The sequence below is a fragment of the Xanthobacter autotrophicus ATCC 700552 genome (assembly GCF_043194565.1).
Classification (GTDB): domain Bacteria; phylum Pseudomonadota; class Alphaproteobacteria; order Rhizobiales; family Xanthobacteraceae; genus Xanthobacter; species Xanthobacter autotrophicus_F.
The window spans coordinates 1-18764 of record NZ_JBAFVS010000021.1 but is presented as its reverse complement, the minus strand read 5'-3'; the positions used below and the strand labels follow the sequence as shown (position 1 = coordinate 18764).

At 69.6% G+C, this 18764-nt stretch carries 18 protein-coding genes and 2 riboswitches; of the genes, 4 read left to right on the top strand and 14 right to left on the bottom strand.

The features are described 5' to 3' along the window. The first annotated feature begins 8 nt into the window (after window positions 1–8). The 4 genes from V5F48_RS18855 (at window position 9) to V5F48_RS18840 (ending at window position 3801) form a co-directional block, all read left to right on the top strand. Complete coding sequence (locus tag V5F48_RS18855) at window positions 9–782, top strand: ferredoxin--NADP reductase (RefSeq protein WP_394259948.1); 774 nt, start codon at window positions 9–11, stop codon at window positions 780–782. A 124-nt stretch (window positions 783–906) separates the two neighbouring features. Further along, on the top strand, window positions 907–1458 hold the full coding sequence (locus V5F48_RS18850; protein ID WP_394259947.1) for an SH3 domain-containing protein: 552 nt from the start codon (window positions 907–909) through the stop codon (window positions 1456–1458). Window positions 1459–1606: 148 nt separating this feature from the next. Further along, entirely contained in the window at window positions 1607–2641 is a 1035-nt protein-coding gene (locus V5F48_RS18845; protein ID WP_394259997.1) for a YeiH family protein, read from the top strand. A 218-nt stretch (window positions 2642–2859) separates the two neighbouring features. Further along, window positions 2860–3801: a LysR family transcriptional regulator gene (locus V5F48_RS18840; RefSeq protein ID WP_394259996.1), complete on the top strand. Its 942-nt coding sequence runs from the start codon at window positions 2860–2862 to the stop codon at window positions 3799–3801. Here the strand turns inward: V5F48_RS18840 and V5F48_RS18835 are convergent. The 14 genes from V5F48_RS18835 to V5F48_RS18770 all read right to left on the bottom strand — a co-directional run. Continuing rightward, a complete protein-coding gene (locus tag V5F48_RS18835; RefSeq protein WP_394259946.1) occupies window positions 3770–5653 on the bottom strand; it encodes an ABC-F family ATP-binding cassette domain-containing protein in 1884 nt (627 codons plus the stop codon). The genes V5F48_RS18840 and V5F48_RS18835 overlap by 32 nt on opposite strands. A gap of 85 nt (window positions 5654–5738) precedes the next feature. Beyond that, window positions 5739–7310, bottom strand: coding sequence for an aminomethyl-transferring glycine dehydrogenase subunit GcvPB (gene gcvPB / locus V5F48_RS18830; protein WP_394259945.1), 1572 nt, complete (start codon window positions 7308–7310; stop codon window positions 5739–5741). Next, window positions 7310–8650 carry an aminomethyl-transferring glycine dehydrogenase subunit GcvPA gene (gene gcvPA, locus V5F48_RS18825; RefSeq protein WP_394259944.1) on the bottom strand — a complete coding sequence of 447 codons (1341 nt, stop codon included), beginning with the start codon at window positions 8648–8650 and terminating at the stop codon, window positions 7310–7312. The genes gcvPB and gcvPA overlap by 1 nt, the downstream gene beginning before the upstream one ends. Before the next feature lie 12 nt (window positions 8651–8662). Then, window positions 8663–9136 carry an OsmC family protein gene (locus tag V5F48_RS18820; RefSeq protein WP_394259943.1) on the bottom strand — a complete coding sequence of 158 codons (474 nt, stop codon included), beginning with the start codon at window positions 9134–9136 and terminating at the stop codon, window positions 8663–8665. A gap of 2 nt (window positions 9137–9138) precedes the next feature. Next, entirely contained in the window at window positions 9139–9516 is a 378-nt protein-coding gene (gene gcvH, locus V5F48_RS18815) for a glycine cleavage system protein GcvH (RefSeq protein ID WP_394110460.1), read from the bottom strand. Window positions 9517–9519: 3 nt separating this feature from the next. Next, window positions 9520–10665: a glycine cleavage system aminomethyltransferase GcvT gene (gcvT, locus tag V5F48_RS18810; RefSeq protein ID WP_394259942.1), complete on the bottom strand. Its 1146-nt coding sequence runs from the start codon at window positions 10663–10665 to the stop codon at window positions 9520–9522. Window positions 10666–10758: 93 nt separating this feature from the next. After that, a riboswitch (glycine riboswitch) is annotated at window positions 10759–10872 on the bottom strand. Between the two features lie 3 nt (window positions 10873–10875). Beyond that, window positions 10876–10972: riboswitch (glycine riboswitch) on the bottom strand. Window positions 10973–11047: 75 nt separating this feature from the next. Beyond that, window positions 11048–11986: a hypothetical protein gene (locus V5F48_RS18805; protein ID WP_394259941.1), complete on the bottom strand. Its 939-nt coding sequence runs from the start codon at window positions 11984–11986 to the stop codon at window positions 11048–11050. 247 nt (window positions 11987–12233) lie between these two features. Beyond that, window positions 12234–13526, bottom strand: a complete 1293-nt coding sequence (locus tag V5F48_RS18800; RefSeq protein WP_394110463.1) for a M16 family metallopeptidase — start codon at window positions 13524–13526, stop codon at window positions 12234–12236. Window positions 13527–13603: 77 nt separating this feature from the next. Continuing rightward, window positions 13604–15013 carry a M16 family metallopeptidase gene (locus V5F48_RS18795; protein WP_394110464.1) on the bottom strand — a complete coding sequence of 470 codons (1410 nt, stop codon included), beginning with the start codon at window positions 15011–15013 and terminating at the stop codon, window positions 13604–13606. A gap of 111 nt (window positions 15014–15124) precedes the next feature. Then, window positions 15125–15880, bottom strand: coding sequence for a hypothetical protein (locus V5F48_RS18790; protein ID WP_394259940.1), 756 nt, complete (start codon window positions 15878–15880; stop codon window positions 15125–15127). 76 nt (window positions 15881–15956) lie between these two features. Beyond that, a complete protein-coding gene (lspA, locus tag V5F48_RS18785) occupies window positions 15957–16490 on the bottom strand; it encodes a signal peptidase II (protein ID WP_394110466.1) in 534 nt (177 codons plus the stop codon). A 62-nt stretch (window positions 16491–16552) separates the two neighbouring features. After that, window positions 16553–16855, bottom strand: a complete 303-nt coding sequence (locus tag V5F48_RS18780; RefSeq protein WP_394259939.1) for a type II toxin-antitoxin system RelE/ParE family toxin — start codon at window positions 16853–16855, stop codon at window positions 16553–16555. Further along, a complete protein-coding gene (locus V5F48_RS18775; RefSeq protein WP_394259938.1) occupies window positions 16852–17076 on the bottom strand; it encodes a hypothetical protein in 225 nt (74 codons plus the stop codon). The genes V5F48_RS18780 and V5F48_RS18775 overlap by 4 nt, the downstream gene beginning before the upstream one ends. Window positions 17077–17128: 52 nt before the next feature. Then, on the bottom strand, window positions 17129–18764 hold a 1636-nt coding region (locus tag V5F48_RS18770), incomplete at its 5' end, for a class I tRNA ligase family protein (protein WP_394259937.1).

Sequence of the window (18764 nt, the reverse complement as noted above, 5' to 3'; positions counted from 1 at the left end):
GTATGGCGATGAGCAACCTCAACACCGAGACCGTCCTCGCCGTCCGCCACTGGACCGACCGCCTGTTCTCCTTCACCGCCACGCGCGATCCGGCGTTCCGCTTCAAGAGCGGACAGTTCACCATGATCGGCCTGCCGGCGGAGGAGCGCCCGCTGCTGCGGGCCTATTCGCTGGCCTGCGCGCCCCACGAGGACCTGCTGGAATTCTTCTCCATCAAGGTGCCGGACGGCCCGCTCACCTCGCGCCTGCAGATGCTGAAGCCCGGCGATCCCATCCTGGTGGGGCGCCGGCCCACGGGCACGCTACTGCTCGACAATCTGAAGCCGGGCAAGCGGCTTTATCTGCTGGCCACCGGCACCGGGCTGGCGCCGTTCGTGTCCATCGCCAAGGACCCGGAGGCCTATGAGCGGTTTGAGCACATCATCCTGGTGCACGGCTGCCGCGAGGTGGCGGAACTGGCCTATGGCGAGGACGTGGTGGCGGCGCTGAAGGCCCACGATTTCCTCGGCGAATACGCCTCAACCCAGCTGCTCCATTATCCCACGGTGACGCGCGAGCCGTTCCGCAACCGTGGCCGCGTCACCGACCTCATGGAGAGCGGCCAGCTCTTCGCCGACCTCGGCCTGCCCGACCTCGACCCGGCCTTTGACCGGGTGATGCTCTGCGGCTCGCCGCAGATGATCGCCGACACCCGCGACCTCCTGGAACGCCGCGCCTTCGCGGAAGGGGCGGGACACCGGCCCGAGACCTTCGTGGTGGAAAAGGCCTTCGCCGAGCGATAGGCACTGCGGATCGGACGGCGATCCGTTCCTGTTACAAAACGTTGCCTGGGCGGCTCCGCCTGAAATATCGGCGCAACCGGACGGCCTGAGCCTGCAGGCGGATTGGATGCCGCGGGAGGCGCACATGGCCAAGGATGTCCGGAAGGTCTCGCCGATGCGTTTCGGGCTCGGGGGGATCGCGCTCGCGCTCGGTCTCGTCCTGGGTGGGGCGGCATCCGCGGCGACGCCCGGCGTGGCGCTGACCAACGTGAACCTGCGCGCCGGGCCGAGCGTCGGCTTCCCCGTGGTAACGGTGGTGCCGGCGCGCGCCGCCATCGTCACCTACGGCTGCCTCGCCGATACGAGCTGGTGCGACGTGAGCTTCGCCGGAGCGCGGGGCTGGATCGCGGCGAGCTATATCCAGGTGGTCTATGCCGGCGCACCCGTGGTGCTTGCCGCGCCGGTGGCCCCCGCCGTCGGCGTGGCGGTGGTGGGCTTCAGCCAAGCCTATTGGAACGCCTATTACGTAGGCCGGCCATGGTATGGGCAATGGAACCGCTATTATGGCCCCTATGCCCGCGGACCGGTCGTCCATGCCGGCGCGACCCGCTGCTCGGGCGGAACCTGCACGCATGTCGGGGTGACCCGTGGGCCGGCCGGCAACGTCATTGTTCGTCGGGGGACGATCAGCCGCTAACTAATCCGATATATCGATTGAATGTAGAAATATAATTTGATTGATCGATTAAAGATACGGCGCGATCTTCCCATCAAGTGAGGACGCCGCCGTGACCGACAACACTCCTTCCGATACCGTCATAGTTCCGGCAGACCTGCCAGGGGCCTTGCCGCAGGACCTGCTGGGCCTGCGCCGTGCAAACCCGCTCACCACGCTCTTCGGCGGCATCCTGCCGGGCCTTGCCTATACCGTGCTCATCGCCGCCGTCGCCTACGGGCTGCGGCAGATCCCGGGCATGGGGCTGGTGAGCCCGCTGGTGCTCGCCATCGTCATCGGCATGGCGCTGCACAATGTGTTCGGCACGCCGGCCATCGCCAAGCCCGGCGCCAAGTTTGCGCTGCGGCGCATCCTGCGCTTCGCCATCGTGCTGCTGGGCCTGCAACTCACCTTCGCGCAGGTGCGTTCGGTGGGCTTCGTGGGCTTTTCCATCGTGGCCGGCACGCTGTTCGCCACCTTCTTGGCCACCCGTTGGCTTGGCCGCCTCATGGGGGTGGACAAGCAATTGTCCGAGCTGATCGCGGCCGGAACCGCCATTTGCGGCGCCTCGGCGGTGATCGCCACCAACACGGTGACCCGCGGCTCGGACGAGGACGTGGCCTATGCGGTGGCCTGCGTCACCGTGTTCGGCTCGCTCTCCATGCTGATCATGCCGGCGCTGCTGCCCTATACGGGCCTTGATGCCCATGGCTTCGGGCTGTGGACCGGCGCGTCCATCCACGAGGTGGCGCAGGTGGTGGCTGCCGCTTTCCAGGGCGGCCAGCAGGCCGGAGAGTTCGGCACGGTGGCCAAGCTCTCGCGGGTGATGCTGCTGGCGCCGCTCGTCATCGGCCTCGGCGCCGCCGCCATCTGGCGGGCGCGCGGCGACAAGGACGCCGGCCATGCCAGCCCGCCCATGCCGTGGTTCGTATTCGGCTTCATCGGCATGGTGATGCTGAATTCCACCGGCGTGGTGCCGGTGGAGGTGAAGAGCGAGATCGCCGTCGCCACCACCTTCCTGCTGGCGGTGGCGCTGGGCGCCATGGGGCTGGAGACCGACATCGCCAAGCTGCGCCTCAAGGGGATAAAGCCCCTGCTGCTCGGCGCCGCCGCCTGGCTGTTCATCTCGGTGCTGAGCCTTATCCTCATCAAGACGCTCATGTGAGCCCGCGCGGCGATTGAGCGATGCCCTCTTGGCTCCGGTCGCAGACCGGGGTCGTCGGCACAAGATAGCCCGCGCGGCGCCTGAGCGAAGCAAGAGCCCGCGCGGCGCCTGAGCGAAGCAAGAGCCCGCGCGGCGCCTGAGCGAAGCAAGAGCCCGCGCGGCGCCTGAGCGAAGCCAAAGCCCGCGCGGCGATTGAGCGAAGCAAAGTGAGCGCGTCCATGACGCTGGAGCAGTTGAAGGTCTTCGTCGCCGTCGCCCGCGCCCTGCACATGACGCGCGCGGCGGAGGGCCTTCACATGACCCAATCGGCGGTGAGCGCCTCGGTGGCGGCGCTGGAGGCGTCCTGCGGCGTTGCCCTGTTCCATCGGGTGGGGCGGCGGATCGAATTGACCGAAGCCGGCCACGCCTTCGTGCCGGAAGCCGAGGCGGTGCTGGCCCGCGCCGCCGCGGCCGAGACCGTGCTTGCGGACCTGTCAGGCCTGAGGCGCGGGCGGCTGGCGCTGCAGGCCAGCCAGACCATCGCCAACTACTGGCTCGGGCCGGTGCTCAACCGCTTCCACACACTTTATCCCGACATCGCCCTGTCGGTGGTCATCGGCAACACCACGCAGGTGGCGGCGGCAGTGCGGGAGGGAGTGGCCGATCTCGGCTTCGTGGAGGGCGAGGTGGAAGAGCCGTTGCTCGCCCGCACCGCGGTGCCCGGCGACCGGCTGGTGCTGGTGGCGGCGGCGAACCATCCCGCCGCCGAGCGCCGTGCGATCACCCCGGCGGACCTGTTCGAGATGCCGTTCGTGCTGCGCGAGCCGGGCTCGGGCACGCGGCAGGTGTTCGAGGATGCGCTTCGGGCCTCCGGGCTCAACCCCGCCGGGCTCAAGGTGGCGCTGGAGCTGCCCTCCAACGAGGCGGTGGTGAGCGCGGTGGCGGCGGGGGCGGGGGCGACCGTGATCTCCGATCTCGTGGCGGCGGCGGGCCTTGCCACCGGCACCCTGCGCCAGCTGCCCCTGACCTTTCCGGCCCGGCGCTTTTATGGGCTGCGCCACGCCGATCGCTATCATTCGCGGGCGGCGCAGGCCCTGATGGCGCTGGTCCGCGAACCGGATGGAGCGCCCGAAGCCGCCCCGGCGCCCGTCAGCTCCCCGCGGCCTCGAGCTCGGCGCTGACGGCGAGCCATTCCTCCTCCGCCGCCGCGAGTTTCTCCACGGCCTCGGCGCGGGCCTTGGCGAAGCGGGCGGCGTCGAACGGCTTCTTGACGTGGAGGTCGGGTGCCGCGAGTTGCACGTCGATGCCGGCGATCTCCTTTTCCAGCTTCTCCACGGCGGCTTCCAGTTCGCGGATGCGCTTCTTCAGGGGGCCGGTGGCGACGCGGCGCTTGCCGTCCGCCGGGGTGCCGTCCTTCTTCAGCTCGGCCTTGTCCTTGCGGCCGGCATCGGTCATGCGGTCGCCGTCGGACTTGGAGAGCACCTCGCGCTTGTACTGGTCGAGATCGCCGTCATAGGCCTTCACGGTGCCGCCGGAGACGCGCCACAGCTGGTCGGCGCAGGCTTCCAGCAGATGCCGGTCGTGGGACACGAGGATGACGGCGCCGGGATAGTCGTTGATGGCCTCGATGAGGGCGGCGCGGGCCTCGATGTCCAGATGGTTGGTGGGCTCGTCGAGGATCAGCAAATGCGGCCCGTTGAAGGTGGCAAGGCCCAGCAGCAGCCGCGCCTTCTCGCCGCCCGAGAGCGACGATACCTTGGTGTCGGCGGCGCCGCCGGAAAAGCCCATCTCCGCCGCCCGCCCCCGCACCCGCGCCTCGGGTGCGTCGGGCATGAGCTTGCGCACATGCTGGGCCGGGCTGTCGCCGGGGATCAACTCGTCGATCTGGTGCTGGGCCAGATAGGCCACTTCCAGCTTGTCGGCGCGCACCAGGCTGCCGCTTTCCTCCTGGAGCCGGCCGGCGAGGAGCTTGGCGAAGGTGGACTTGCCGTTGCCGTTGGGGCCGAGCAGCGCGATGCGGTCGTCCTCGTCGATCCTGAGGTCGAGATCGCGCAGGATCGGCTTGCCCGGCACGTAGCCCACCGACACGTGGTTCATCACCAATATGGGCGGGGACAGCAGCCGTTCCGGGTGGCGGATGGAGATGGCGGCGCCTTCCTCGCTCACCTGGGCGGCGAGCGGCTCCATGCGGGCCAGGGCCTTGAGGCGCGACTGGGCCTGCTTGGCCTTGGTGGCCTTGGCGCGGAAGCGGGCCACGAAGGATTCCATGTGGGCGCGCTGCATCTCCTGCTTCTTGCGCGCCTTCTGGTCCAAGAGCAGCCGCTCGCGGCGCTGGCGGTCGAAGCCGGTGAAGCCGCCCTTGTAGATCGTCAGCTTCTTCCCGGAGAGGTGGAGGATGTGGTCCACGCTCTCGTCCAGCAGGTCGCGGTCATGGGAGATGAGGATCACCGTGCGCGGATAATGCGCGAGGTAGTCCTGCAGCCACAGGGTGCCTTCGAGGTCGAGATAGTTGGTGGGCTCGTCCAGCAGCAGCAGGTCCGGCTCGGTGAAGAGCAGGGCGGCGAGGGCCACGCGCATGCGCCAGCCGCCGGAAAATTCCGAGCATGGCCGCTGCTGCGCGCTCTCGTCGAAGCCGAGGCCGGCGAGGATGGTGGCCGCCCGCGCCGGCGCCGAATGGGCGTCGATGTCGAGAAGCCGCATCTCGATCTCGCCCATGCGCATGGGGTCGTGGGTGGTCTCGCGTTCGTGCAGCAATTGGGCGCGCTCGGTGTCGGCGGCGAGCACGCGTTCCAGCAGGCTGTCGGGGCCGGCGGGCGCCTCCTGCGCCACGCGGCCGATGCGGGTGCGGTTGGGCAGGCGCACGGCGCCGCTCTCCAGCTCCAGCTCGCCCACGATAGCCTTGAACAGGGTGGTCTTGCCCGAGCCGTTGCGTCCGACCACGCCCACCCGCGCATTCTCCGGAATGGCGACGGAGGCATGGTCGATGAGCAGGCGCCCGGCGAGGCGCAGGGAAATATCGTCGAGAACGATCATGGGCGCGCTTTTCGCAGGCGCGGGCGGCGGGGGCAAGGGGCGGGGGTGCCGCCCCTTGCAATGCTGGCCTGCTACTGCGCCGCCTTCACTCCGCCGCGTCGGCCACCGGCGCCGGCTTCACCCAGCGCAGCACCGGGGTGCGGGCGGCGCGGGTTTCGTCGAGGCGGCGGCGCGGGGCGTAATAGGGCGCGCCGAGGAAGCGCTCCTTGTCCCCGGCCTTGGCGGCCAGCGCCAGATCCCGCAGCGCCGCGATGAACAAATCCAGCGCCGCCTTGGATTCGCTCTCCGTGGGCTCGATGAGCATGGCGCCGTGCACCACCAGCGGGAAATACACCGTCATGGGGTGGTAGCCCTCGTCGATGAGGGCCTTGGCCACGTCGAGCGTGGTGAGGCCGGTGCCGGCGAGCCACGCATCGTCGAACAGGGCCTCGTGCATGGCCGGCCGCTCGGCGAAGGGCGCGCTCATGAGGTCCATGAGGCAGGCGCGGATGTAATTGGCCGACAGCACCGCATCTTCCGAGGCCTGCCGCATGCCGTCCGCGCCGTGGGAGAGCATCCACGCCAGCGCCCGCACGAACATGCCCATCTGGCCGTGGAAGGCGCTCATGCGGCCGAGCGCCTGCTGCGCGCCGTCTGCGCCCTCGTCCTCCACCAGTACCAGCCCGTCCGTGGTGGCCACCAGCGCCGGCACCGGAGCGAAGGGGGCAAGCGCATCCGAGAGCACCACCGGCCCCGCGCCCGGCCCGCCGCCGCCATGGGGCGTGGAGAAGGTCTTGTGCAGGTTGATGTGCATGGCATCGACCCCGAGGTCGGCGATGCGCACCTTGCCGAGGATGGCGTTGAAATTGGCGCCGTCCGAATAGAAATAGGCGCCGGCGTCGTGCACCGCCGCGGCGATGGCCACCACGTCGCGCTCGAACAGCCCGCAGGTGTTGGGATTGGTGAGCATCAGCGCCGCCACCTCAGGGCCGAGCGCGGCCTTCACCGCCTCCGGGTCCACCGTGCCGTCGGCGCGGGCGGGGATGGAGCGCACCTGATAGCCGATGAGGGCGGCGGTGGCGGGATTGGTGCCGTGGGCGCTCTCGGGCACCAGCACCACGTGGCGCTGTTCGCCCTCGCCACGGGCGGCGTGGGCGGCCTTGATGGCCATCATGCCGCACAATTCGCCGTGGGCGCCCGCCTTGGGCGTGAGCGCCACCGCCTGCATGCCAGTCAATTCCAGCAGATAGCGCGACAGCTCGGCCATGAGGCCCAGCGCGCCCTGCACCGTGGATTGCGGCTGCAGCGGATGGATATCGGCGAAGCCGGGCAGCCGCGCCATTTTCTCGTTGAGGCGCGGATTGTGCTTCATGGTGCACGAGCCGAGCGGGAACAGGCCGCTGTCGATGCCGTAATTCATGCGCGACAGGCGCACGTAATGGCGCATGGCCTCGGGCTCGCAGAGGCCGGGCAGGTCCAGCGGCGCGGTGCGCGCCTTTGTGCCGAGGCGGTCGCGGAACGGGGCGGGCTCGGCAATATCGACGCCGGTCACCTCCATGCGGCCGATCTCGAAGATCAGGCCTTCCTCCAGGTCCAGCGCACGGTTGCCGGTGAAGGTTTCAGGGCCGGTGAGGGCAATGGAATGCGGCGCGGTGGCGCCACGGCCTTCGCGGTTCATCACAGCACCTCTTTCAGGGCGGCGGCATAGGCGGCGCGGTCGTCTTCCGTGGTGGTCTCGGTGGCGGCGACGAGGATGAGGTCGTCGAGCCCCGATGCGGGCGCGAGGCGCGCATAGGGCACGCCGGCGAGGATGCCCTTCGCCGCCAGTCTCTCCACCACGTCCGCCGCCGAGCCGGGCACGCGCAGGGTGAATTCGTTGAAGAAGGTGTCGTTGATGATGCTCGCCCCCTTCACCGCCGCCAGCCGGTCCGCGAGGTCGCAGGCCGCCGCATGGTTGGCGCGGGCAAGCCGGGTGAGGCCGGTTTTGCCCAGCAAGGTGAGGTGGATGGTGAAGGCGAGCGCGCACAGGCCGGAATTGGTGCAGATGTTGGAGGTGGCCTTCTCGCGGCGAATGTGCTGCTCGCGGGTGGAGAGGGTCAGCACGAAGCCGCGCCGGCCTTCCGCGTCCACCGTCTCGCCGGCAAGTCGCCCCGGCATCTGGCGCACGAACTTCGAGCGCGTGGCGAACAGGCCCACATAAGGCCCGCCGAAATTCAGCGCATTGCCGATGGACTGGCCCTCGCCCACCACGATGTCGGCGCCCTGCGCCCCCGGCGGCTCGATGAGGCCCAGCGCCACCGCTTCCGTGAACACCGCCACCAGCAGCGCGCCGGCCTTGTGGGCGGCCTCGGCGATGGGCTTCAGGTCCACCAGGTTGCCGAACACGTCCGGCGACTGCACCACCACGCAGGAGACCGTGTCGTCGATGGGGGTGATGAGGTCTTCCTCGCCGAACGGGGCGGCCGGCAGCGCCACCACGTCGTCGGCGGCGTAGCGCGAGAGCGTCTCGATGGTGGCGCGATAGTGGGGATGCAGGTTGCCCGCCAGCACCGCCTTGCGGCGCCGGGTGACGCGATGGGCCATCAGCACCGCCTCGGCGGCGGCGGTGGAGCCGTCATACATGGAGGCGTTGGCCACCTCCATGGCGGTGAGTTCGGCCACCTGGGTCTGGAACTCGAACAGATAGTGCAGCGTGCCCTGCGCGATCTCGGGCTGGTAGGGCGTGTAGGAGGTGAGGAATTCCGAGCGCTGGATCAGGTGGTCCACGGTGGCCGGCACATGGTGGCGATAGGCCCCCGCACCGACGAAGAAGGGCACCGCGCCCGCCGTCACATTCTGCCCGGCGAGGCGATTGAGCGCGCGCTCCACCTCCAGCTCGCTTTGGTGGAGGGCGAGGCGCGGCAGCGCGGTTTCGCGCTTGTCGGCGGGGATGTCGGCGAACAGCTCATCGACCGAGGCGACACCGATCCGCGCCAGCATCTCGGCGCGGTCCTCGGGGGTGAGGGGGAGATAGCGCATGGGGACCCCGGGTCAGGCGATGGTGAAGCGCGGCGTGATGACGATGTCCGCGCGCACGGAATGGGCGATGAAGCATTCCTCGTGCGCCCGGTGGTGGATGGTCTCCACGTCCGCCGTGCTGGGCAGCTTGTCGCCGGAGAAGACCATCACCGGGTTGAGGGCGATGCGGGAGATGAAAAGCTTGCCCTTCTCGTTGGGCGTCATCTCGCCTACGGCGGCGTCCTCGTAGCTGTCCACGCGGAAGCCGCCGCGGCGGGCGAAATCCAGGGCGAACAGCATGTGGCAGCTGGCGGCCGAGGCCACCAGCGCCTCTTCCGGATCCACCGCGTCCTCGCGGGAGAGCGGCACGCGCACGGAGGACGGCGCCGAGGAGCCGGGCACCTCGAGGCCGTCGAAGGCCCAGACATGGGCACGGGCGTAGCGGCCGTCGGTGAAGGCGGCATCGCCGCGCGCCCAGCGGATGGTGGCTTTGTGATCGGTCGCCATGGTCAGGCCAGCGTGTCCAGGAAGTCCTTGTAGGCGTGCTCGTTCATGAGGTCGCCCAGCTCGGCCGGATTGGAGAGCTTCAGCTTCATGAACCAGCCCTTGCCCTCCGCGTCCTCGTTGACGAGGCCGGGGGCGCCTTCCAGCTCGGCGTTCACCTCCACCACCTCGCCGGAGAGGGGGGCGTAGACCTCGCTCGCCGCCTTGACGCTCTCCACCACGGCGGCCTCGCCGCCACGGGTCACGGCCTTGCCAACGGCCGGCAGCTCGACGAACACCACGTCGCCGAGCTGCTGCTGGGCGTAGTCGGAGATGCCCACCACGGCCACGTCGCCTTCGACGCGCACATATTCGTGGTCCTTCGTGTAGCGCACGCTCGTCATGGATCAGGCCCCAGCTTTAGGTTTGCGCGCATAGCGCGTCGGCACGAACGGGAGGGATGCGACGGTGGCCGCCAGCGCCTTGCCGCGCACCAGGATGTCGAGGCGGGTGCCGGGCGCGGACAGGGCCGGCGGCACATAGCCCATGGCGATGGGCGCGGCGAGGGTCGGCGCGAAGCCGCCGGAGGTGACACGGCCCACCACGGCGCCGCCGGATGCGATCTCCGCCCCCTCGCGGGCCGGCGCGCGGCCCTCAAGCCTCAGCCCCACGCGGACGCGGGCCGGGCCTTGCGCCAGCTCGCTCTGGATGCGCGCGGCGCCGGGAAAGCCGCCCTCGATGCGCCGCCGCTTCTGGATGGACCACATCAGCGCCGCCTCGATGGGGGAGGTGGCAAGATCGATGTCGTGGCCGTAGAGGCAGAGCCCGGCCTCAAGCCGCAGGCTGTCGCGGGCGCCGAGGCCGATGGCCTTCACTTCCGGCTCGGCGAGCAGGGCGGCCCAGAGCAGGGGCGCGCTGTCGTTCGCCACCGAAATCTCGAAGCCGTCCTCGCCGGTATAGCCGGAGCGGGAGACCTCCACCGGGATGCCGTCGAAGTCCGTCGCGATGGCGGCCATGAAGTCCAGCGCCGCCGCCTGCGGGCAGTGGCGGGCCATGACGGCGGCCGCCTCCGGCCCCTGCAGGGCGAGGAGGGCGCGCTCGGGGCGCTCGACGAGGGCGACGCCCTCCGGCAGGCGGGCGGCGATGTGCGCGAAGTCGCCGGCCTTGCAGGCGGCGTTGACCACGAGGATGAGGGTGCCGTCCGCCTCAGGCGCCAGCGGCCGCGTCACCATGAAATCGTCGATGATGCCGCCGTCATCGGCCAGAAGCTGGGAATAGCGCTGCTTGCCGGGGGCGAGGGTGAGGAAATCCGCCGGGGCGAGGGCTTCAAGGGCGCGGGCGGTGGTGGCGTGGTCGGGTCCCTTGAGCAGGGCCTGGCCCATGTGGGAGACATCGAACAGCCCGGCATGGGTGCGGGTCCAGCCGTGCTCGGCGAGGATGCCGTCAGGATAGTGCACCGGCATCTGGTAGCCGGCGAAGGGCACCATGCGCGCGCCGAGGGCGCGATGGGCAGGGAACAGCGGGGTTTCGAGCAGGGGCTCGGAATGATCCAAGGGGGGCTCCCGGACGACAGCGCCAATTTCCGGACCGGTCTTGAGTCGAGACAATAGCGTCAAGACACAAGAAGCGGGTCCGCGCGGCGCCCCCTCTGTCTTAGGACCTGAGAGATTTCACCGCGCCTCGTGGAAGGGCACGGCTTACTCCTTCGGTGAGCGCCGAGGACGCGCGTTGCCGCGCAGCACCGACGCTGCTTTCCAGAGATTCGTCCCCCTGCGGTCCATTGGCCTGAGCGGTTCCGGGGCGGTTGCGCCTTCGGCGCCGGCATACCTTGCGGCTGCCGGTCTCTCCCGCAGGGATCGTCCGATCACGCCCGAGCCGAGGCCCGGGCGCGCGTGCAGCATAGGCCAATGGCGCCGTGCGTCAACGCGCCCTGCTTCAACGTGGTGGCGGCGAGAAGGTGCTGGTGGAAGGCGGCGCCTCGAACCCGCCGCTGGATGGCGACGCGAGGGTGCCGCTGCTGCCGGGTGGCGGGCCGAACACGTCGCCCTGGGGGGCGCCGCTGGTGGCCGGCTTCTGCGCCGCCGCCGGCTTGGCCGCGGCGGGCGTGTCGGAGGTTTCGGCGGGGGCTGGCCTGGGCTTGGGCTTGGGCTTCGCGGCGGGGGCGGGCTTGCGCTCCTTCACCTCGCCGCCCTGCGGGTCGAAGCCCACATAGATCACGTGGCGTTCCATCTCCGCCGGCCTCAGCAGCGGGAAGGCGATCTGCTCCTCCACCACGGTGAAGGCGGCATGGCCCGGATCGGCGGGCAGGTCCACGGCCACGTTGAAGAATTTGGTGGTGATGGTCTTGGGGGTGGGCCCCTCCTGCACCACGGCGATGCGGATTGGCACCTTGACCTGTCCGGGCCCGCCCTTCTCGCCCATCAGGACGCGGCCCTCGATGCCGACGCGGACCATCATGGTGCCGCCGGAAATGGAGCATTCCCGGGCGAGGCGACCCAGCGTGCCCTGATAACGCAGGCCGCCGCCGGCAGTGACCTGCCAGGAGCCGGCGCCGGTGCGCACGGTGACCGGCGGGCAATCATAGGTCTGCGCGTCCGGCCCGGTGCCCACCACAAGGGCGCCGGTGGTGGCGCTGTTGACCACGCCGGCGGACGTGCTGCCGGCGCGGGCCACGCCCGTATCCTGCGCGCCGAATGCGCCATCCAGCCCCTCGCCCCCGGCGCAGCCGGCCAGCGCGCCGACGAGCAGCACGGGAAGGGCGAGACGTGGCAGGGCGAGCCGCGGCAGGCGCGAAAAGCGGCGGGCGCGCGCGCCATCCGCCGCGGGAGTGTCCGCAGCCGTTCCCAATGCACCGGCCAGTTGTGCGCGCACCATGTCCATCAACTCCGTGGGCGCCCCCGATCCCATTGCCTTATAGCAAAAGGGGCAAGGGCTCCGGAACCACCCCCCGGCGTTTCGAGGGAGCGCGACCGGTTCTCGTGCGGATTAAGGTTACCCAGCGCAACCTTCCGCCCCGGCGGATGGCCGGGCCGGCGGGTCGCGCAGGCCGGATGCCGGGGAAGCCGCGGCAACCCGGCCACCAAGGCGCGTGTTCTAGGGCGCGTGCTCTAGGGCGCGTGCTCTAGCCGCCCAGGCCCACCGGCTTGCCCACCACCACCACGAGGGCGTCGCGGGCGGTGGCGAGGCGCGCCGCCACGCGCTTCAGGTCGTCAAGGGTGACGGCGCCGATAAGGGCGTTGCGCCGGTCCACATAGTCGATGCCCAACTCGTCCAGCTGGATCTGGAGCAACTGGCCGGCCACCTTGGAGGAGGTGTCGAAGCGCAGGGCATAGCTGCCCATCAGATAGCTCTTGGCCTCGTCCAGCTCGGTCTGGCTGGGCCCGTCCTTCAGGATCTTGCGGAACTCGTCGGTGATGATGGCGATGGATTCCCCCGCCCGCTCGTTCTTGGTGGCGGTGCCGGCGAACCACAGGCCGGTATGGCCGAGGGCCACCTGGTAGGAATAGACCGAGTAGGCCAGCCCGCGGGCCTCGCGCACTTCCTTGAACAGGCGGGATGAAAACGCGCTGCCGCCGAGGATGTGGTTGAGCACGAAGGCCGGGATGAAGTCCGGGTCGCGCCGCTCCAGGCCGCCGGTGCCCATCACCACCACCGACTGGGACACGTCGAGGGGGATGACCTCCACGGTGCCGATCTTCTGCGGTTCCACATTGGCCACGGCGGTGAGCGGGGCGGTGGCCGGCAGGGTGCCGAACACGGCGTCGAGCCGCTGGCCCAGTTCCTCTGCGCTGATGTCGCCCACCACCGCCACCCGCAGGTTGGAGCGGGCAAGGGCGCGCTTGGCGAAGCCGGCGATGTCGTCGCGGCTGATGCGGGCGACGGTCTCCAGCGTGCCGTCCACCGGCCGGCCATAGGGATGGTCGGGGAAGGCGAGGGAGAACCAGCGGTCGTTGGCGATGGAGTTGGGCTCGGTGGAGCGGCGGCGCAGCATGGCCATCTGGGAGGCGCGGATGCGCTCCACCGCCTCGGTGTCGAAGCGCGGCGCGCTGACCGCGAGGCGCATGAGGTCGAACGCCTTCTCCCGGTTCTCCGACAACGTGCGCAGGGAGCCGCGGATCTCGTCGCGGCCGGCATCGAAGTGCAGCTCCACCGCGTGGTCGGCCAGCGCGCTCTGGAAGGCGGCGGCGTCAAGGGAGCCGGCGCCCTCGTCCAGCAGGGATGCGGTGAGGTTGGCAAGGCCCGGCAGGTCCTTGCCGTCCTGGGAGGCGCCGCCGAGGAAGGCGAACTCCACGGCAATCAGGGGCAGGGTGGTGTCATGCACCAGCCACGCCTTGATGCCGCCGGGGCTGGTCACTTCGGTGATGCGGTTCGACTGGGACTGTGCCGTGGTGGCGGAGAGAAGGGAAAGGGCCATGGCTACCATCGCAAAGAGGAGACGACCGGCGCGCATGGCGCTGCCGGTCCGGTCGGAAAGGGGGGCGGGGCCAGCCCTCACGAGCGGTCGTCCTTCCTGGTTTCGCTTTTGGGGCCGGCGTCCTTTTTGGGCTCGGCCAGCTTCAGGTAGCCGGTGACGGCGCGGTCAGTTACCAGATACCGGCGCGCCACATCCTTCACCTGCTCGGCGGTCACCGCCTTGATGCGCTCGGGCCAGGCACGCACATCGTCGGCCGACATGCCGGTGGCCCAGGAGGCGCCATAGATGCGGGCGAGGGTGGCCTGGTTGTCCTGGGAATAGATGGTGTCGGCGGTCAGCCGGGTCTTGGCGCGGGCCAGTTCCAGGTCGTCCACGCCCTTCTCCTGAAGCTCCGCGATCACACCGTCCACGGCCGCCTCAAGGTCCTCCAGGCTCACGCCGGGGCGGGGCGAGGCATAGGTGACGAAGCGGGTGGCATCGTATGCGGTGCTTTGGTACCAGGCGCCGGAGCCGGCGGCGATGCCCTTCTCAGCCACGAGGCTGCGATAGAGGCGGGCGGTCTGGCCGCCGCCGAGGATCTGGGAGAGCACTTCCAGCGCCTCGGATTCACCCGGCTGGGCGGTGCGGGAGGACGGCACCAGATAGGAGCGCTGCAGGCTCGGCTGGGCCACCCGCGGGTCGGACAGGGCCACCCGGCGGTGGGCCTGCGGCTCGGGCTCCTGCGGGCGGTTGCGGGGCGGGGTGTCGGCGCGGGCCACCTTGCCGTAGGTCTTCTCGGCGAGGGTGCGCACGGTCTGCGGGTCCACGTCGCCGGCCACCACGAGGAGCGCGTTGTTGGGCGCGTAATAGCGGCGGTAGAAGGCGAGGGCGTCCTCGCGGTTCAGCCCCTTGATCTCGTGCTCCCAACCGATGATGGGATGCTGGTAGGGGTGGTTCATGTAGGTGGTGGCCTGCAGCACCTCGGACAGGCGCGCGCCGGGATCGTTGTCGGTGCGCATGCGGCGCTCTTCCAGCACCACGTCGCGCTCGGGCAGCACCACCTCGTCGGAGAGCTTGAGGCCGGTCATGCGATCGGCCTCGAAGCCCATCACCTTTTCCAGGTGCTCCTTGGCGACGCGCTGGAAATAGGCGGTGTAGTCCTGCGAGGTGAAGGCATTCTCCTGCCCGCCCAGGCGCGCCACCTCGGCCGAGAACTGGCCTTGCGGGTGGGCGTCGGTGCCCTTGAACATCAGGTGCTCGAGGAAATGGGCGATGCCGGACTTGCCGGCCTGCTCGTCGGCCGATCCCACCTTGTACCACACCATGTGGGTGACCACCGGGGTGCGGTGGTCCGGGATGACCATGACCTGAAGGCCGTTGTCGAGCTGGAACTGGGTGACGTCCGGCCCGGCCGCGTCAGCAATGCGGGGGGCGGCAGTGGCCGCGGTGGCGGCGAGAATAGCAATCATGGTGAGGCGGCTCATGAACACGTGGCGATCTTCCGTCATTCGACGCGCCGAATGACGGGCACGTCAAGGAAAGATAGGAAGCCGGGCGCGGACGCAAAGGCGGCACCCGTCAAGATCGCCCTGCCCAGTGGATCGAATAGGTGTGGTCCGTCACTCCCGGTCGAACAGGGTCGGGAACTTGAACGTCTCTTTCTTCGGCTCCACCACGCCGTAGGGGGCGTTGGGAGCCGGCGTCTGGTAGCCCGGCGGGGGCTGGATCAGGTTTTCGCGCTCCGGCTCGCCGTTGAAGGAGAGCTGCTCCTGCTTGCCGCCCAGGCCGCCCATCCAGCTGGTGAAGCCGAGCTGCGACGGCAGCAGCACGTCGCGCTTGGATTCCGCGCCCACGGGTTCGGTGGGGGAGGTCGAGTTGCCGAGGTTCTTGTGCTTGCCGCCCTTCAGCTCGGAGGGCAGCAGCGGCCGGCCGGGATCGTCGCGCACGACCGGTGTCTTGGAAGCCGCCGCCTCCTGCTTGCGGCGCTGGACATCGGGGTCCTTCGGCCAGTTGGGATGGGCGTCCGCCGCGCTCGCCTGGGGCGGGGGCAGGGCTTCCGGCACCTTGGGCGGCACCACGAGCGGCGCGCGCTCGCGATAGTCGATCTCGGGCTTGGGCTCCTCGTCCTTGAGGCCGAGGAGCTGCATGGTGCTCTCCATCAGGCTCGATGACCCGTCGAAGGTCTGGGCGGCCGCCGGCCGGGGGGCGGTCGTCATGAGGAGGCCGGCGCCCAGCAGGGCCGCCGCCAGAAGGCGGGACTGCCGCAGCGGCATCCGGGAGCCGTCGCACGAGGGACTGGACAGAGAGAAGGCGGAAAGATCGCCCGCGGCCCGCTCGGCGGCGATGCCGCGTGAAAAGTTCGGGCTCACGCGCATGGTTCCTGTTCCCCGACGTCTTTGGTTTCCCTGAGGCCTTCGGCAGTCGTTCAGAACGCGCCTTCAGAACGCGCGCTCAGCTTCGCTCGCGCTCAGCTTCGGATTTCGCCGCCATTGGCGGGGCCGAGGGCGGCAATTTTGAGGCGTGACCTAAGAACGCATCATAAAGAAGCAGTCCCACCCCCACAACCACGGCCACGTCAGCCAGGTTGAACACGTACCACCGGTAGCCAAAGGCGTGGAGCGAGACGAAGTCGAACACCGCGCCATAGACCACCCGGTCCACCGCATTGCCGATGGCTCCGCCGATGAGCAGGCCGAGGGAAACCGCCTCCAGCCGTCCCCGCGAGCGCGTGAGCCAGACGGTGAAGAGCAGGGCGGCGGCGACCTTGATGGCCACCAGCACCCAGCGCCCGGTCTCGCCCTGCGGGAACAGGCCGTAGCTGATGCCGCTGTTCCACAGCGTCACGAAGTCGAGCCCCGGCGCCACCGTGTGGATCTGACCCACCCACCGGTACGACCAGGCGAGCACGAGGCTCTTCGTCGCCTGGTCCGCCACCAGGACGAGGACCGCGACCAGAAGGCCGAAGAGGATGTGGCGTCGCTGCAAAGGGGCTCTCAGGCTGGTCGGAACAGGGCTTTTGCTCACAAAGTCGGCGACGATCGCACCGTTCAGGCGGGTTCATCCTCACCCGATCCGCTCCAAGGTCGTTGTGCGGCGTGGCGAACGTGGAGGAGGATGATCTCCTCGCCGGCCGTGAGGTAGTAAATGAGGTAGGGCCAGCGGGCAACGTGAAGCTCGCGGACATCGGCCTCGTCCGTCGGTCGTCCGAGGTGCGGAAAGCGGAGAAGTCGTTCGGCCGCGGCCTCGATTGCCGCAAGGGCGCGGTCCGCCGCGGCCGGGCTGTCACGCTTGATATGGGCGGCGATGGTCGCGATATCGGCGAGCGCCCGCGCGGTGAACCGCAGCTTCATCGCTTGCGGAAGACCGCCCCAACCTCGGCCTGCGAGGCGAAGTTGCCCGCCTTGGCCTGCGCCAGCCCCTCGCGCACGGCCCGCCGCGTCGCCTCATCCAGCACGGCCGGCAATTGGTGGCGTTCCTCAATGGCGAGGAGAGCCCAAACCGCCTCCTCCCGCGCCGCTTCCGGCCAGGAAGCGACCCGCGCCGCGATGGTTTCAAGATCCTTCGTGCTCATACGCGAAGGATATCGCGGCGCGTGGTTCTAGTCACCTCGCCAATCCGTCACCTCACTGGGCCGCCGCCTGCGCGGCATAGAATTCCCGCAAGGCGTCCGCGTCGCGCGGGGTCACGTCCGGGAACTCGCGATCCGTGCCCACCTCGGCGGAGATCTTCCAGGAGCGGGCGCACTTCTTGCCCTCGGCGCGCACCGGCACCACCGCCACGCCCGGCACGTCGGGCAGGCGGAAGGCGTCCGCCGGCCCCTCGGACCGGATGAGGGGGGCGGCGCTAGTGATGGTGATTTCGGCGAGGTCCAGCCCGTCGAGGGCATCGGCCAGGGCGGGGTCGCTCACATAAACCTCCGGCGCCGCCTCCAGCGAGGAGCCCATGCGCTTGGCGGCGCGCTCCACCTCCAGCGCGCCCAGCACCACCCGCCGGATGAGGCGCACCCGGCGCCATGTGTCCGCCAGCGCATCGTCGCGCCAGTCGGCCGGGGTGTCCGGGAAGCCGAGGAGGTGAACGGAGCCCTCCTCATCGCCTGTGCGGGCGATATAGGCCTCCTCGCAGGTGAAGGGCAGGATGGGCGCGAGCCAGGTGATGAGGCGCGCGAACACCGCGTCCAGCACGGTGAGGCAGGCCCTGCGCGTCACCGACGACAGGGGATCGCAATAGAGCGCGTCCTTGCGGATGTCGAAATAGAAGGCCGACAGCTCGATGTTCATGAACTGGGTGAGCGCCGCGTTGACCTTCTTGTAGTCGAAGGCGCGGTAGGCGGCGCGGATCTCGCCGTCCAGCTCGACAAGGCGATGGAGGATGTAGCGCTCCAGTGCCGGCATCTGCGCGAACGCCACGTGCTCCTCCGGCCGGTCGTGGTGCAGGGAGCCCAGCAGCCAGCGGATGGTGTTGCGCAGCTTGCGGTAGGTGTCGGCGGTGGTCTTCAGGATTTCCGGGCCGATGCGCAGATCGTCCGCATAGTCGGAGGCGCACACCCACAGGCGCAGAATGTCGGCGCCGGACTGCTTGATCACCTCCTGCGGCGAGGTGACGTTGCCCAGCGACTTGGACATCTTGCGGCCGTCCTCGTCGAGGACGAAGCCGTGGGTCAGCACCACGTCATAGGGCGGGCGGCCGCGGGTGCCGCAGCTTTCCAGCAGCGAGGAATGGAACCAGCCGCGATGCTGGTCCGAGCCTTCCAGATACATCACCTTGTCATTGCCTTCGGGCGGGCGCACGGCCTTCAGGTCCGGCCGCACCTCGAGGGTGAAGGCGTGGGTGGAGCCACTGTCGAACCACACGTCGAGCACGTCCCGGACCATTTCCCATTCGTCGGGCGTCTCAACGAGACCTGAGAGGAAGCGCTCCTTGGCGCCCTCCTTGAACCAGGCGTCGGCGCCCTCGGCGGCAAAGGCCTCGGCGATGCGGGCGTTCACCTGCAGGTCCTTCAGGATCTCGACGGTGCCGTCGCCCTTGTCCTTCACGAACACGGCGATGGGCACGCCCCAGGCGCGCTGGCGCGAGACCACCCAGTCCGGGCGGTTGGCGATCATGCCGGTGATGCGGTTCTCGCCCGCCGCCGGCACCCATTCCACCGTCTTGATTCCGGCCAGCGCACGGGCGCGGAGGGTGTCGGGCTCCGCGTTGCTCCCTCTCCCGCTTGCGGGGGAGGGCTGGGGAGGGGGCGCGGCTGCGGACAAGGTCAGGTCG